Source organism: Cupriavidus sp. 291-E7, assembly GCF_057798835.1.
Genome location: NZ_JBYOJV010000003.1, coordinates 274,731 through 290,120, shown reverse-complemented (window position 1 = coordinate 290,120; position 15,390 = coordinate 274,731). Strand labels below are relative to the sequence as shown.

At 65.8% G+C, this 15,390-nt stretch carries 14 protein-coding genes; 7 read left to right on the top strand and 7 right to left on the bottom strand.

The window, feature by feature from the left end; translation table 11 throughout:
• Window positions 1-175: 175 nt before the first annotated feature.
• Window positions 176-949 carry an IclR family transcriptional regulator gene (locus AC3FLX_RS07305; protein ID WP_488695182.1) on the bottom strand — a complete coding sequence of 258 codons (774 nt, stop codon included), beginning with the start codon at window positions 947-949 and terminating at the stop codon, window positions 176-178.
• 201 nt (window positions 950-1,150) lie between these two features.
• Between AC3FLX_RS07305 and AC3FLX_RS07300 the strand changes: the two genes are divergently transcribed.
• A complete protein-coding gene (locus AC3FLX_RS07300) occupies window positions 1,151-2,377 on the top strand; it encodes an MFS transporter (protein ID WP_488695181.1) in 1,227 nt (408 codons plus the stop codon).
• Here the strand turns inward: AC3FLX_RS07300 and AC3FLX_RS07295 are convergent, their stop codons facing one another.
• The 5 genes from AC3FLX_RS07295 to AC3FLX_RS07275 all read right to left on the bottom strand — a co-directional run bounded on the left by AC3FLX_RS07295 (window position 2,378) and on the right by AC3FLX_RS07275 (window position 6,947).
• Window positions 2,378-3,145: a class I SAM-dependent methyltransferase gene (locus tag AC3FLX_RS07295; RefSeq protein ID WP_488695179.1), complete on the bottom strand. Its 768-nt coding sequence runs from the start codon at window positions 3,143-3,145 to the stop codon at window positions 2,378-2,380. It lies immediately after the preceding gene.
• 64 nt (window positions 3,146-3,209) lie between these two features.
• Entirely contained in the window at window positions 3,210-4,079 is an 870-nt protein-coding gene (locus AC3FLX_RS07290) for an ABC transporter permease (protein ID WP_488695177.1), read from the bottom strand.
• A 2-nt stretch (window positions 4,080-4,081) separates the two neighbouring features.
• Complete coding sequence (locus AC3FLX_RS07285) at window positions 4,082-4,936, bottom strand: ABC transporter ATP-binding protein (RefSeq protein ID WP_488695176.1); 855 nt, start codon at window positions 4,934-4,936, stop codon at window positions 4,082-4,084.
• 1 nt (window position 4,937) lies between these two features.
• Complete coding sequence (locus AC3FLX_RS07280; RefSeq protein ID WP_488695174.1) at window positions 4,938-5,963, bottom strand: ABC transporter substrate-binding protein; 1,026 nt, start codon at window positions 5,961-5,963, stop codon at window positions 4,938-4,940.
• 45 nt (window positions 5,964-6,008) lie between these two features.
• Window positions 6,009-6,947 carry a TauD/TfdA dioxygenase family protein gene (locus AC3FLX_RS07275; RefSeq protein ID WP_488695603.1) on the bottom strand — a complete coding sequence of 313 codons (939 nt, stop codon included), beginning with the start codon at window positions 6,945-6,947 and terminating at the stop codon, window positions 6,009-6,011.
• A 169-nt stretch (window positions 6,948-7,116) separates the two neighbouring features.
• On the opposite strand from AC3FLX_RS07275, the gene AC3FLX_RS07270 reads away from it, so the two are divergent.
• The 5 genes from AC3FLX_RS07270 to AC3FLX_RS07250 all read left to right on the top strand — a co-directional run bounded on the left by AC3FLX_RS07270 (window position 7,117) and on the right by AC3FLX_RS07250 (window position 12,305).
• Window positions 7,117-8,091, top strand: coding sequence for an aliphatic sulfonate ABC transporter substrate-binding protein (locus AC3FLX_RS07270; RefSeq protein ID WP_488695172.1), 975 nt, complete (start codon window positions 7,117-7,119; stop codon window positions 8,089-8,091).
• Window positions 8,092-8,272: 181 nt separating this feature from the next.
• Window positions 8,273-9,364 (top strand): pyruvate dehydrogenase (acetyl-transferring) E1 component subunit alpha, encoded by a 1,092-nt coding sequence (gene pdhA / locus AC3FLX_RS07265; protein ID WP_488695171.1) that lies wholly within the window; start codon window positions 8,273-8,275, stop codon window positions 9,362-9,364.
• Window positions 9,357-10,337: an alpha-ketoacid dehydrogenase subunit beta gene (locus AC3FLX_RS07260; RefSeq protein WP_488695169.1), complete on the top strand. Its 981-nt coding sequence runs from the start codon at window positions 9,357-9,359 to the stop codon at window positions 10,335-10,337. The genes pdhA and AC3FLX_RS07260 overlap by 8 nt, the downstream gene beginning before the upstream one ends.
• 17 nt (window positions 10,338-10,354) lie before the next feature.
• On the top strand, window positions 10,355-11,488 hold the full coding sequence (locus tag AC3FLX_RS07255) for a dihydrolipoamide acetyltransferase family protein (RefSeq protein ID WP_488695167.1): 1,134 nt from the start codon (window positions 10,355-10,357) through the stop codon (window positions 11,486-11,488).
• A gap of 160 nt (window positions 11,489-11,648) precedes the next feature.
• The gene (locus AC3FLX_RS07250) at window positions 11,649-12,305 is read left to right on the top strand and encodes a peroxiredoxin (RefSeq protein WP_488695165.1); all 657 of its coding nucleotides are present in this window, start codon (window positions 11,649-11,651) and stop codon (window positions 12,303-12,305) included.
• A 270-nt stretch (window positions 12,306-12,575) separates the two neighbouring features.
• Here AC3FLX_RS07250 and AC3FLX_RS07245 read toward each other — a convergent pair whose 3' ends face one another.
• Window positions 12,576-13,538 carry a chemotaxis protein gene (locus AC3FLX_RS07245; protein WP_488695163.1) on the bottom strand — a complete coding sequence of 321 codons (963 nt, stop codon included), beginning with the start codon at window positions 13,536-13,538 and terminating at the stop codon, window positions 12,576-12,578.
• A gap of 454 nt (window positions 13,539-13,992) precedes the next feature.
• Here AC3FLX_RS07245 and AC3FLX_RS07240 point away from each other — a divergent pair, with 454 nt between their 5' ends.
• A complete protein-coding gene (locus AC3FLX_RS07240; RefSeq protein WP_488695162.1) occupies window positions 13,993-15,372 on the top strand; it encodes an NCS2 family permease in 1,380 nt (459 codons plus the stop codon).
• Window positions 15,373-15,390: the final 18 nt, after the last annotated feature.

Below are 15,390 nucleotides of genomic sequence, written 5' to 3'. Positions count from 1 at the left end.
CTGCCGTTATTCACGTTAACCCCCGATGGGCGACCAAAACGTGAAGAACGTTGGATTGAAACGCTGCGAAGTCTCGCATCATAGCCCGCGTGCCACTTGTGGCGCACCCCCGGCTAGCCGGGTAGCGGCACTTTGCAATGATTTGAAATATTCGACGGCCCGAGGAACGGGCCGCTCAGTCGTCCTGCGGCGGTATTGCCGATGACGACGTGGACGCGGCGGGTACCACGTCCGGGAACGTCCCGCCAAGCGCAAGGGTCAACGCCCGCGCGGCATCGAGCACCTGGTCACGGAACGCTTCGTTGAAGCGCGGCGTCGGGCAGGTCAACGTCAGGGCACCCTTCAGCTCTCCGCCCGGCCCGAACACGGGCGACGATACGCCCGCGATATCGGGGCTGCGGTCGCCCACCAGCGCGACCACGCCTTCGTCCCGAATCTTCTGGTAGATCTCGCCGCGTGCGCCGGCAAACGCCCGCAACACACGTCCACCCGATCCACGGTTGCGTGGCAGCAGGTCGCCGGCCCGGATATGGTCACGCACCGGCTGCGGGGAATCCACGCGATACAGGCAGAGCCGGTGCTCGCCCTGTTCGACGTGAAATGCGGCCGACTCACGGGTCACGCGCACCAGCTCGCGCAGCGCCGGCATGACCACCTGCTCCAGCGAGAACGACGCCGCGTACACGGCATTGAGCCGGGCGATTTCGGAACCGAGCGCGTAGCGGCCATCCGTCAGCCGCTGGATCAGCCGCGCATGTTCGAGCGATGCAAGCAGCCGCAGCAGCGTGCTCTTGTACAGGCCGCTGCGTTGCGCCAGTTCGGCCAGGCCGAGCGACGTGTCACCCTCGCGGAATACCGACAGCACGAACAGGGCCCGATCGACCGCAATGGCACCGCCTTCGGCGGCGTTCTTGTCGGCTTCGGAGAGCTGGGCGGCTTTGCGTGGCATGAGGACTGACGGGCGATACGGCCATATGGAACGGGCGTCCACCGTATAGAACGGCCATTGTGTTGTCAATCGCACCACACTTCCAATCCGCCCCGCACGAGGATTGCTGCATTGCCGTATGATGGCGACTTCCGGGTTTTCCCTGAGTCGTCGTACAGGGATTTTCGATACCCGGCCAATCCCGCGCCCCCTGAATCACCCATGTCCGCCCCGAGTATCCCTTCGGCCACCCCGCCGCATGGCGATTCCGCCACTGGCAATGTGACCCGCCGCATCCTTGCCGTCGTTTTCTTCAACTTCATCGCCTATCTGGCGGTTGGCTTGCCGATCGCCGTGGTGCCCGGATTCGTGCACGGCGATCTCGGCTACAGCGCCGTGCTGGCTGGCCTTGCCGTCAGCATCCAGTACCTGGCCACGCTGATGAGCCGCCCCTGGGCCGGCACGCTCTGCGACACACAAGGCCCGAAGCGATCCGTATTGACGGGCCTGGCGCTCGTCACCGGCAGCGGTGTGCTGACGCTGGTTGCCTCGCTGTTCGCCGGCAGCGACTGGGTGGGCCTGGCCTGGCTGCTGGCTGGCCGCCTGATGCTCGGTGCCGGTGAAAGCCTGGTTACCACGGGCACCATCGCCTGGGGCATCGGCAGCGCTGGCGCACGGCACACGGCGAAGGTGATTTCCTGGAATGGCATCACGACTTACGGGGCGCTGGCCGTCGGGGCACCGGTTGGCGTGGTGCTGGCGCACTGGGGCGGCCTTGGCACGATCGGCGTGGTCACGACGGTGATCGCCGGGGCGTCGCTGCTGCTGGCGCGCCGCCGTCCGCCAGTACCGATCCTCAAGGGTGATCGCCTGCCCTTCCGGCGCGTGTTCCGCGCGATGACGCCCTTCGGCCTGTGCCTGGCGCTGGGATCGGTCGGATTCGGCGTGATCACGGCCTTCATCACGCTCTACTACGCCAGCCACGGCTGGGACAACGCCGCGCTGGCACTGACCGCGCTGGGGGTCTGCTTTGTGCTGACGCGCCTGGTGATGGCCGACGCCATCGCCAAATTCGGTGGCTATCCGGTGGCGCTGGTGTCGTTTGCCGTGGAAGCGGCCGGTCTGGCGATCATCTGGATGGCGCATGCCCCCTGGCAGGCGCTGGCAGGCGCCGCCGTGGTGGGCTTTGGTTTTTCGCTGGTATTCCCGGCGCTTGGCATGGAGGCCGTCAAGCGTGTGCCGGCCACCAATCGCGGCTCGGCGCTGGGCGCGTATGCACTGTTCCTGGATTTTGCGCTGGGCCTGACTGGTCCCGTGGCCGGCTTTATCGCCAAGCAAGGTGGATATCCGACCGTCTACCTGTTCGCCGCCGTCAGCGCCGTGCTGGCGCTGATTCTGAGCCAGGTGCTAGCCGCACGCTACCGCGCGCAACTGGCACCGGCCGCCTGATCACAGGCGTTCGCAGCAGTACGCCTCGGTGCTGTAGGGGAACGACACCTCGTCGCGGCCCTGCAGCGCGGGGTCGCTGGCGATTACCGCGTGCAGGCGCGCACGCACGTCGTCCTGCTCCGGCTGGGCCAGCGATGCAATGAAACTCACCGACATCACGCGGTCCACGATGACCTGTTCCGGCGCACCGGTGTGCGTGTACGGAAAACGTGTCAGGCCAAGCGGCCCGAACCCTTCGGCCGGAAACACCTTCTTCCAGTCGCCTTTATAGAACCGGGGCGCATCGCCCTCGTAGGGCGTCATGATTTCCGTGAGCTGTGCCACCCAAGGCACCGATTCGTCGCGCACGTTCCAGATCAGGCCAAGCCGGCCGCCCGGCTTCAGCACGCGGTGAATCTCCCGCATCGCGGCGGTATTGGCAAACCAGTGGAAAGCCTGCGCGCAGACCACGGCATCCACGCTCGCGTCTGGCAGCGGCATCGACTCGGCACTACCCGGCAGCGCTCGAACATCCGGCAGCTTCGCCGCGAGCTGCGCCCGCATGGCGTCCACGGGTTCCACGGCCACCACGCTGGCGCCCGATGGCACCAGCAGGCTCGTGAACTTGCCCGTGCCGGCGCCCAGATCCACCACGGTCTTGCCGGGCGCCAGGCCCAGCGTGCCGCGCAGCCAGTTGCCGAGTTCGGCTGGATAATCGGGGCGCCCACGCGCGTAGGTATCGGCCTGGGTCGAAAATCCCTGGGCCGCGGCATGATGGATTGTCGTCATGACCCGGCACGATACGCCGGGTTCGTGACATAGACAAGGCGCGGCGCCGCAACGGCGCCTGGCCTCAATGCTGCTGCCCCCAACGGCGTACCGTCACGCGCTCAAGCGTGGCGAATACCAGCCCCTCGACGGCCAGGCCGATCAGGATCACCGTGGCCAGGCCCGCAAAGACACGATCGGTGTAAAGCTCGTTCCGGTTCTGGAAGATGTACCAGCCCAGGCCGCCCTTGCCCGACGACGCGCCGAACACGAGTTCCGCGGCAATCAGCGTGCGCCACGCAAAGGCCCAGCCGATCTTGAGGCCGGACAGGATGGCCGGCAGCGCGGCCGGCACCAGGATCAGGATCACGTAGCGCAGGCCGCGCAGGCCGTAGTTGCGCCCCGCCATGCGCAGCGTCTCGGGAACGCCGCGAAATCCCGCGTAGGTATTCAACGCCAGCGGCCACAGCACCGAATGGATCAGCACGAAGATCAGGCTCTTGCTTCCCAGCCCGAACCACAGCAATGCCAGCGGCAGCAGCGCGATGGCCGGCAGCGGATTGAACATCGCGGTCAGCGTATCGAGCAGGTCGCGGCCAATGCGCGTGGACACGGCCAGCGTAGTCAGCACGAAGGCGAGCACGATGCCGGCCGCATACCCTTGCAGCAGGATCGACAGCGACACCACGGCCTTGCCCGGCAGTTCGCCACTGGCGATGGCGTCGACAAACGCGCGCGCCGTCGCCATGAAGCTCGGCAGCAGCAGGTCGTTGTCCTGGATGCGGGCCACGATTTCCCAGATCACCGCCAGCGCGACCAGGATCGCGGCCTTGCGCAACCAGCCTTGCTGCCAGAGCTGCCGATACCACGGCAATGCGCGCGATAACGGCACGGCGGTAAAGGGTTCGAGCACACGCTCGTATTCGGGTCGCAGCGGAGGATTTGCGGTCGTCATGATCAATGGCTCGCGGCGTGGATGGCGCGGTCAGCCGCGGCGCCGGCATCATCCGGCGTTTCGAACAGCATCGAATGAATGCGTTGCGCGGCCTGCTGAAACTCGGCGCTGCCCTGGCTGGCCAGCGAAAACTGGTGGCTATTGAGTTCGGCGCGCACGCGGCCCGGATGCGGCGACAGCAGCAGGATGCGACTGCCGACCACGAGCGCCTCCTCGATGGAATGGGTGACGAACAACAGCGTGAACGCGGCATCGTCCCATAGCGCCAGCAGTTCCTCCTGCATGCGCCGGCGCGTCAGTGCATCGAGCGCGGCAAACGGCTCATCCATCAGCAGCACCTTGGGCCGCATCGCCAGCGCACGCGCAATCGCCACGCGCTGCTTCATGCCGCCCGACAACGTATGCGGAAACGCATCGGCAAACGCCGCCAGACCCACCTTGTTCAGGTAATGCATGGCAACGTCGGCAGCCTCGGCCTTCGACATGCCGCGCGCCTGCCGCAGCGGAAACATCACGTTCTGCTTGACCGTCTTCCACGGCGGCAACTGGTCGAACTCCTGGAACACGACGATGCGGTCCGCCCCTGGCCCGCGAACGCGCTGGCCTTCAAGCCGTATCTCGCCTTCGCTGGCCGGTACGAATCCGGCCACGGCCTTCAGCAACGTCGACTTGCCGCAGCCGGAGGGTCCCAGCAGCACGAACCGGTCGGTGGCGTGCACATCGAAACTCACGCGGTGCGTGGCCCGCACCACGCGCTGTGGCGTACGGTATTCGAGCGAGACGTTATCGACCTGCAGCAGCGGTTGCGGATGCGGCACCACGCGCAGGCGCGTACCGTGAGGATGCGCGTCGACCATGTCAGCTCCCCTGTGCGGTGGCCGGGTCCTGGAAGAAGTAGTCTTGCCACGACGCCGGACGGTTCTTGATGGCGCCCACACGATGCATGAACTCGGCCAGCGCGAACGTGTTCTGCGGCGTGATCTTGAACTGCACCTGCGGGTTCTTCAGGATCTTCACCAGCAATGCGCGATCGATCCTGGCCTTGTTCACGCGGATATACAGGTCCGCGGCGGCTTCCGGGTTCTTCGTCGCGAACGCTGCCGCCTCGGCGAGCGCATCGACGAAGGCGCGATAGGTCTTCGGGTTTTCGTTCCGGAATTTCTCGGTGGCGTAAAGCACGGTGGCCGAGCTTGGGCCGCCGAGCACGTCATACGAGCTCAGCACGATGCGCGCATTCGGGTTGCCTGCAAGCTCCTGTTCCTGGAACGGCGGGTTGCCGAAATGGCCCGTGATTTCCGTACCGCCCGCGATGATCGCGGCGGCGGCATCGGGATGCGGCACCGCCACGGTCCACTTGTCGAGTCGATTGAATTCCTTGTCGCCCCACTGCTTGGCCGCCGCGAGCTGCAACACACGCGACTGCACCGACACCGTCACCGCCGGCAACGCGATGCGGTCCTTGTCGGAGAAATCGGCAATCGACTTCACCTTTGGATTGTTGGAAACGAGGTAGTACGGAAAGTTACCCAGCGACGCGACGCCCTTCACGTTCTGACGGCCATGCGTACGGTCCCACAGCGTCAGCAGCGGGCCGACACCGGCGCCGGCAATGTCGATCGATCCGGACAGCAGTGCATCGTTGACGGCCGAGCCGCCCGACAGTTGCGTCCATTCCACATTGACGTCGACGCCCTGCTGCTTGCCGTGCTTCTCGATGAGCTGCTGGTCGCGCGCCACGTTGAGCAGCAGGTAGACCACCCCGAACTGCTCGGCAATGCGGATCTTGCCTTCCGCGTGGGCGGTGCCGGTCAGCGCCAGGCCGGCGGTCAGGACAGCCAGCGTGGCGCGGCGTGTAACGGTGTTGGCAAACGAAAGCAGGGACATGCGAAAGACTCCGGGGGCGCTGTTCATGAAATGTGAGGTGTTCGTTCAGTAAGGCGTATCGCCTTCGATCGTCGTGCGGTACATCACGCGGCGCAGGTGGTCGGGCGTGCCGGCGGCCAGGTGCAGCAGCGAACGGTTGTCCCAGAACACCAGGTCATGCTCGCGCCACTGGTGGCGGTAGACGTACTCGGATTTCACGCTGTGCGCGAACAGTTCATCGAGCAGCGCACGGCTTTCCGCGTCGGACAGGCCCACGATCTTCGTCGTGAAATGCTCGCTGACGAACAACGCCTTGCGGCCCGTCTCGGGATGCGTGCGCACCACGGGCTGCACCACCGGCTTTACCTGGGCAATCTGTTCGGGCGTGAGGTTCGGGCGCCAGGGGCTGCGCTTCTGCAGCTCCGCATAGCGCGCCAGGTAGGTATGCTCGGCAGTCAGCCCTTCCACCCGTTGCTTGAGATCGTCGGACAGCCCTTCGTACGCCGCATGCATGTTGGCAAACAGCGTATCGCCGCCCTCCGGAGGCAGCTCGATCGCATGCAGCAGCGAACCGAGGCTGGGCTTTTCCTTGTACGAAAGATCGGAGTGCCAGAAGTGGCCCGCGTCGCCGAGTCCGATCGGCTTGCCATCCTTCAGCACGTTCGACACGATCAGGATTTCGGGATGATTCGAAAGCTGGAACTGGTGCAGCACGTGAATCTGCAGCGGCCCAAAGCGGCGGCTGAATGCGATCTGCTGGTCCGGCGTGATGCGCTGGTCGCGGAACACCACCACGTGGTGGTCCAGATGCGCGCGATGAATGCGGCGGAAGTCTTCGGCGGAAAGCGGCCGATTCAGGTCCAGCCCCACGACTTCGGCACCAAGCGCTGCGTCGAGCGGACGGACCGCGAAGTCCTGAAGGGTATCTACGGCAAGGGTCATGACAGTGATGGGCTCTGGGGGAAAAGCACAAGCCTTGCACTGTAGGGACGCGCGAAACGACAGACAACGAATCAAATCGCGCGCGGTTATGCGGCCAGCGCATATGGCGGCGGCTCACGGCAAGGGTCGCCCGCATGCGCGCAAATTGCATAAGCAACGGCGTTTTCCTTCGTTCCAGCGTAGCGCGGCACCGTCTTACGCTGCCGGGCTGGTGCTCCTCAAGGAATTCAGCATGTCCCTTTCAAACCCCACACGCCGGCGCATCGTACTTGCCGGGCTGGCCGGACTCGCCGGCACCGCAACGCTGCCGTCGATGTCGTTTGCGGCCGACGCACCTGAAACCCTGCGCATCGGCTATCAGAAGTCGTCGACGCTGATGATCTGGCTGAAGTCGCGGCAGACGCTTGAGCAGGCGCTGGCGCCGCGCAAGGTCAACGTGCAGTGGCATGAATTCACGTCGGGCCTGCCGTTGCTGGAGTCGCTCAATGTTGGCAACCTCGATCTGACCGCCGATGTCGCGGACGCCGTGCCGCCATTCGCGCTTGCCGCCGGTGCCAGCATGACGTACTACGCGATCGAATCGCCATCGCCCACCGCGCAGGCCATCGTCGTGCGGCACGATTCGTCTATTCGCTCGGTCGCGCAACTCAAGGGGCAGCGCGTGGCCTTCTCGAAAGGCGCCGGTGCGCATTACCTGCTGCTCGAAGCACTCAATGAAGCCGGCCTGTCGATGCGCGACATCGAGCCGGCCTACCTGACGCCGGCCGATGCACGTGCCGCGTTCGAGCGAGGCAGCGTCGCGGCATGGGTGATCTGGGACCCGTTCCTTGCGGCGGTACAGCGCCAGGCCAACGCACGTATTCTGCGCGACGGCGCAAAGCTGTCGAGCTACCGGCGCTTCTACCTGGCCGCCACGCCCTACGCCAAGCGTCGCCCCGATGTGTTGGCGACGGTCTATCAGGAACTGCGCCGCGCGGGCGAATGGGTCAAGGCGAATCCAGCCGAGGCCGCGGCGTGGCATGCGCCACTGATCGGCCTCGATGCCGCCACCGTGGAGGCAGCCAACGCCCGGCGGACTTATCAGGTACAGCCCGTCGATGGCCCGGCGCTGGAAGAACAGCAACGCATTGCCGACGCCTTCGCAGGGCAGTCGATCCTGCCGCGCAAGGTGACAGTCGCCGCATCACCGGTCTGGAAGCCGGCCTGATCCGCTGACCTTCTTCACTCCTCTCCAGCCCTGGAGAGGAGAACCAGCTCCACCTCGAAAGCCCGTTTGCCGTGCGCCACCGCACGCCCCACCCCCGGTTCCGTGCCCTATAGTCGAAGGCAGCAGCGTCCACAAGATGCTGCGCCGCACAGGACACAGCGAACCACAAGGGGACCTCCACATGGGCACTGTTGCGCGTTTCGACATCGGTTACACCCGCTACCTTTCTCCCGAGGGCACACCCGCCCCAGACTTTCCCGCCTTTGCCCGCGACCCGGCCGCGCTGCTGCCGCTGTATCGCGCTATGGTGCTCACCCGGCAATTCGACCTCAAGGCCATTGCGATGCAGCGCACGGGCCAGATCGGCACGTTCGCGTCGGCACTGGGCCAGGAAGCGATCGGCGTGGGCGTGGCCATGTCCATGCAGCCGGACGATGCGTTGATTCCGTCCTACCGCGATCATGCCGCCCAGTTTGTGCGCGGCGTCACGATGACGGAGAGCCTGCTGTACTGGGGTGGCGACGAACGGGGCAGCGGATTTGCCGCGGTGCCGCACGACTTCGGCAACTGCGTACCGATCGGTACCCAGGTTGGCCACGCGGCGGGGGTAGCCTACGCATTCAAGCTGCGCCGCCAGCCGCGCGTGGCGGTCTGCATCATTGGCGATGGCGGCACCTCCAATGGCGCCTTTTACGAGGGCATGAACATGGCTGGCGCATGGCAGGTGCCGCTGGTCATCGTCATCAACAACAACCAGTGGGCCATCTCGATGCCGCGCGCCAGACAGACGGCTGCCGCAACGCTGGCGCAGAAAGCCATCGCGGCCGGCATTCCCGGCGAACAGATCGACGGCAATGACGTGATCGCCGTGCGGCAGCGCGTGGGCGACGCCATCGCGCGCGCACGCGACGGGGCCGGGCCGGCCTTGATCGAAGCGGTCACGTACCGGCTGGGCGATCACACCACGGCCGACGATGCCTCGCGCTACCGCGACGAAGCCACCGTCAAGGAAGCCTGGCGGCAGGAGCCGATCAAGCGGATGCGCGACTATCTGGCCAGTGTCGGCGCCTGGGATGCCGGGCGCGAAGAGGCACTGATCCGCGAATGCCAGCAGGCCGTGGGCGCCGCCGTGGAAGCGTATCTGCAACTGCCCCATCCCGACGTGTCGGCGATGTTCGACTGCCTCTATGAAACGCTCCCGGCCGCGATGACCGACCAGCTCGATAGCGCGCAACGGTACGCCGCGCAGGACAAGGAGGCCCATCATGGCTGAACTGCATATGGTGGAAGCGGTCAACCTGGCGCTCGCCCACGCGCTCGAACACGATCCCGACGTGGTGCTGCTGGGCGAGGATATCGGCGTCAACGGCGGCGTGTTCCGGTCCACCGTCGGCCTGCAGACCCGCTTTGGCGAGGCGCGCGTCATCGACACGCCGCTGGCTGAAGGCGGTATCGTCGGCGCGGCCATCGGCATGGCGGCGATGGGCCTCAAACCCGTTGCCGAAATACAGTTCGCCGGCTTTATCTATCCGGCGATCGACAACATCCTGAACCACGCCGGCCATCTGCGGCACCGCACGCGCGGGCGCCTCAGTTGTCCGCTCGTGGTACGCGCGCCAAGCGGCGCGGGCATCCATGCGCCCGAGCATCACTCCGAAAGCCCGGAGGCGCTGTTCGCGCATATTCCCGGGCTGCGCGTGGTCATGCCGTCGTCGCCGGCACGCGCATACGGACTGCTGCTGGCCGCCATCCGCGATCCCGATCCGGTGATCTTCTTCGAACCAACGCGGCTCTATCGCCTGTTCCGGCAGGAAGTGGAGGACAACGGCGAGGCCCTGCCGCTCGACGCCTGCTTCACGCTGCGCGACGGCAGCGACGTCACCCTGGTCAGCTGGGGCGCGATGGTGCAGGAGACGCTGGCCGCGGCGGACCGGCTGGCCGAGGACGGCATCTCCGCCACGGTGATCGACGTGGCCACGCTCAAACCGCTGGACATGGAGACGATTCTGGAATCGGTGGCCCAGAGCGGGCGCTGCGTGATCGTGCACGAGGCGCCGCGCACGGCCGGCGTCGGCGCCGAGATCGCGGCAAACCTGGCCGATGCCGGACTCTATTCACTGAGCGCGCCGGTGCAGCGCGTGACCGGCTACGACACCGTGGTTCCGCTAGCGCGGCTGGAACACAGCTATCTGCCGTCGGTGGCGCGAATCGTGGACGCGGCACGGCGCGCGCTGGACGCCGCGTAGCCAACCAGGAGACAACGATGCGGATCTTCAAGCTGCCCGACCTGGGCGAAGGCCTGCAGGAAGCCGAAATCGTGGCATGGCACGTCAAGGCCGGCGACGCCGTACAGGCGGACCAGCCGTTGCTGTCCGTCGAGACAGCCAAGGCCATCGTCGAGATTCCCTCGCCATTCGGCGGGCAGGTGGCAAAGCTGTTTGCGCAGCCCGGCGACATCGTGCACCTGGGCGCGCCGCTGGTGGGTTTCGAAGGCGCGGGCGCGTCGGATGACGCGGGCACCGTCGTGGGTGCCGTCAAGGTCGGCACGCATGTGGTGCGCGAGAGCGAAACCCGCGTGGGCACGGCAGGCATCCAGGGCGGCCACAACATCAAGGCCACACCCGCGGTACGCGCGCTGGCACGCAAGCTGTCGGTGGACCTGGCCGTGGTCACGCCTTCCGGCCACGACGGCGTGATTACCGCCACCGATGTGCAGCGCGTGGCCACCGCGCTGGCGGAGGTCGGTCCCGCGGAAGTGGTGCGCGGTGTGCGGCGTGCAATGGCGCAGAACATGGCGCGCGCGCAGAGCGAGGTGGCCGCGGCCACGGTCATGGACGACGCGGACCTGCACGCCTGGCGGACGGGCGGATCGGCGGCCGCCGGCCACGACATCACGATCCGGCTGGTACGCGCGCTGGTGGCAGGCGTGCAGGCCGAACCCGCGTTGAACGCGTGGTACGAGGGTCGCACCGGCCGCCGCCATGTGCTGGAACGCATCGACGTAGGCATTGCGGCGGACCTGCCCGAGGGGTTGTTCGTGCCGGTACTGCGCAACGTGGGCAAGCGCGACGCAGCCGACCTGCGCGCCGGGCTGGAACGGATGCGCGCCGATATCAAGGCGCGCACGATCGCTCCCGAGGAGATGCGCGGCAATACCATCACGCTTTCCAACTTCGGAATGATCGCCGGCCGTTATGCGGCACCGATCGTGGTGCCGCCCACGGTTGCCATCCTGGGTGCCGGCCGCATCCGTGACGAAGTGGTGGCCGCGGGCGGCGTGCCGGCCGTGCATCGCGTGATGCCGCTGTCGCTGACGTTCGACCACCGCGTGGTCACGGGCGGCGAGGCCGCGCGCTTTCTGCGTGCGGTGATTGCCGATCTGGAGCGTCCCGACTAGGGAGTGACGCGCGCGATACCGCGTCCCCCTCCTCCATCGGCAGGAGCACCATCGCCCCACGCAGTCTATATACTGGATTGCTGTCCGGTCGCGTCCCAAGCTCACGCGCGCGCCGGGTCCTTCCCATCCGACAACCGTATTCCAACCCAAGGAGCCTGATATGGCCATCCGAATTGGCGAGACAGCCCCGGACTTCACTGCGGAAACCACCGAGGGCAAGATCAATTTCCACGAATGGATCGGCGATAGCTGGGCGATCCTGTTCTCGCACCCGAAAGACTTCACGCCGGTCTGCACCACCGAACTTGGCTACATGGCCAAGCTCAAGCCCGAGTTCGACAAGCGCAATACCAAAATCATCGGCCTGTCCATCGACCCGGTGGGCGATCACTCGCGCTGGGCCAAGGACATCGAGGAAACGCAGGGCACGGCCGTGAACTATCCGATGATCGGTGACCACGACCTCACCGTTGCCAAGCTCTACGACATGATCCACCCCGAAGCCAGCGGCAGCGGCCCACGCACTGCCGTGGACAACGCCACCATCCGCTCGGTGTTCTGGATCGGGCCGGACAAGAAGATCAAGGCGATGCTGGTCTATCCGATGAGCGCCGGCCGCAATTTCGACGAGGTGCTGCGCTTGCTCGATTCACTGCAGCTCAATGCCAAGCACACGGTGGCCACGCCGGTGAACTGGAAGCCGGGCGACGACGTCATCATCCCGACCTCGGTATCCGACGAAGATGCCAAAAAGAAATATCCGGATGGGTTCAAGACGCTGAAGCCGTACCTGCGCACGGTACCTCAACCGAAGTAGAAATACCTGTTTGAGTTAATCCAATTGGCTCGTGGAACTATCCACAGGTTGCGTGGATAATCGCCCTCTTGACAACCCGCAAACCCGCGCCAGCTCTAGAAGGAGCTGGCGTGCCTTTTTTTTGGGCAAACACGGTTTCGGGGATTTGGTTGCAGAGGGTAACGATTTATGCAGGGCCGGTTATGGCGCGCCAATGCATATTCGCCCTTCGCCCGCGCGAGCGGGGGAAGGGCGAAATCGAAGCAGCGTTTGAAAGTTTGAAACGTCGCGTTACGGATGCCGTGCCAGCACGCCGCGAATCGTATCGGCCAGATCCTTCGCCAGGAACTTCGACACGTAGGCATCCGCGCCCACCTTGCGCACGTGTTCCTCGCTGGCCTCGCCCGACAGCGACGAGTGGATGACCACGGGCAGCGACTTGAGCCGTGCGTCGGCCTTGATCTTGCGCGTCAGCGTGAAGCCGTCCATCTCCGGCATTTCAAGGTCGGTCAGCACCAGCGACACTTCGTCGCGGATAGTCCGGCCCTGGCTGGCCGCCAGGTCGGCGATCTGACCCAGCATGTCCCACGCTTCCTGACCGGTCTTGGTCATCACCACGGGTACGCCCATCGCCTTGAGGCCGTTCTCGATCAGGCCACGCGCCAGCGCGGAGTCGTCCGCGCACAGGATCTTGCTGCCCGGACGCAGGTTCAGTTGCGGCCCCACCGTGGCGGGGTCCACGTCGGGCTGACGGGTTGGCAGCACGTCACGCAGAATCTGCTCCACGTCCAGCACCTGCACCAGGCGCGGGTTGTCGCCGCCAACATCCAGCTTGGCGATGCTGGTCACCAGCCCGCCCTTCACACTGTTCTCGGCCGAGATCACCTGGCTCCAGTCCAGCCGCACGATTTCCTCGACGGCCTCGACCGCGAAGCCTTGCGTGGAACGCGCGTATTCGGTGACGAGCATGATATTCAGGCCCGACTTCGGCTGGCACTCCAGCAGACGCGGCAGGTCGATGACCGGAATGACCTGGCCCCGGATATCGGCCATGCCCAGGATCGACGGCTCGGCGCCGACCACTGTCGTCACCGTCGGCATGACCAGGATTTCCCGGACCTTGAAAACGTTGATGCCGAACAGTTCGGACTGTCCGCTGTGCGTCGCATCGCCAAGTCGGAACAACAGCAACTCGAACTGGTTGTTGTTGGTCAGGTTGGTGCGCTCGTCGATGTCTCTCATCGCACTGGTCATGCTCTTGCTCCGCTGGCTCGGTGTGTATGGATACGGGTGTTGCCAAGGGGCTATCGGCGCCCGGGCCGTGACCTTTAGCCCCATCGTGCGCCGGGGCACCCGGTTGTGACGCATGACTGGCCCGGCATGCATCACCCGGCGCCCACCGAGGGAAATCCCTGAGCCTTGGAAAGCACGGGCCGGCCGTGGTTATTCGGGCCAGGGCATGTTCCGCATCCGCACCCGATGATGAACAAGGGCAATGCCTCGCCTACCTTTGAGCCTCGCCGGATCCAGCCCGCAGAGGCAGCCGACCGGCCCCCGGCCCGACAGGCCGGACACCGAGGAAAGAGACGCCCGCACCCCTTGCCCGATGCCGACGGGAACTCCGACCTCGCACCCGGAACCACGTGAGACGAGGCTGACGCACGATCCGTACGCGGACGCGCGCAGCGCCCCAGCAAGGAGACAGACCATGATCGAACAGCCGTATCCGTCCGTCACGGACGTGGACGCCGACCGCCAGGCCGGCGGCCGGATCGACCAGTATTTCGGCATCAGCGCCCGAGGCAGCACGCAGCGGCGCGAAGTAGTTGCCGGCGTCACGACATTCATGGCGATGGTTTACGCCGTGTTTGTCGTGCCCGGCATGCTGGGCAAGGCCGGCTTCGATAACAGCGCCGTATTCGTCGCCGTCTGCCTGACCACGGCATTCGGCTCGCTGCTGATGGGCCTGTGGGCAAAACTGCCGATCGCCATCGGCTGCGCGATTTCGCTCACCGCATTCATGGCCTTTGGCCTGGTGCTGGGCCAGAAACTGTCGCCGGCGGTGGCGCTGGGCGCGGTATTCCTGATGGGCGTGGTATTCACGGCGATCTCCGTCACCGGGGTACGCTCCTGGATTCTGCGCAATCTGCCCGCCGGCGTGGCGCACGGCGCGGGCATCGGCATCGGCCTGTTCCTGCTGCTGATCGCTTCGAATGAAGTGGGCCTCGTGGTGAAGAACCCCGGCCCCGGTCTGCCTGTCGCGCTCGGGCAAATCACCGCTTTCCCCGTGATGATGTCCGTGCTGGGCCTGGCCGCCATCTTCGGTCTGGAACGTCGCCGCGTGCCCGGCGGCATCCTGCTCGTGATCGTCGCGATCTCGGCGCTGGGCCTGGTGTTCGACCCGGCCGTCAAATACACCGGCGTGTTCGCGTGGCCGTCGTTGTCCGCACCGGGCCATGCATCGCTGATCGGCGCGATGGATATTCGTGGCGCGCTGTCGGCGGCCGTGCTGCCCAGCGTGCTGGCACTGGTCATGACCGCCGTCTTCGATGCCACCGGCACCATCCGCGCCGTGGCCGGTCAGGCCAACCAGCTTGACGCCACGGGCCGCATCCACAACGGTGGCCGTGCACTGACCGCCGACTCGGTCAGCTCGATCTTCTCGGCATTCTTCGGCGGCGCACCGGCCGCGGCCTATATCGAATCAACCGTGGGCGTGGCCGCCGGCGCGCGTACCGGCCTGGCCGCCGTCACCGTCGGCGTGCTGTTCCTGGCCGTGATGTTCTTCTCGCCGCTGGCCGGCCTGGTGCCTTCGTACGCCACGGCTCCGGCGCTGATGTATGTGGGCCTGCTGATGTTGTCGAGCGTGTCCCGCCTGCATATGGACGACCTCGTCGATTCGCTGGCTGGCCTGGTCTGCGCCGTATTCATCGTGCTGACCTGCAATATCGTCACCGGCATCATGCTCGGCTTCTGCACGCTGGTGATTGGCCGCATCGTCGCCGGTGAATGGCGCAAGCTCAATGTCGGCACGGTTGCCATTGCGGTGGCACTGGCGGCGTTCTATGCCGGCGGCTGGGCCATCTGACATTGGCTGGCATTGGCT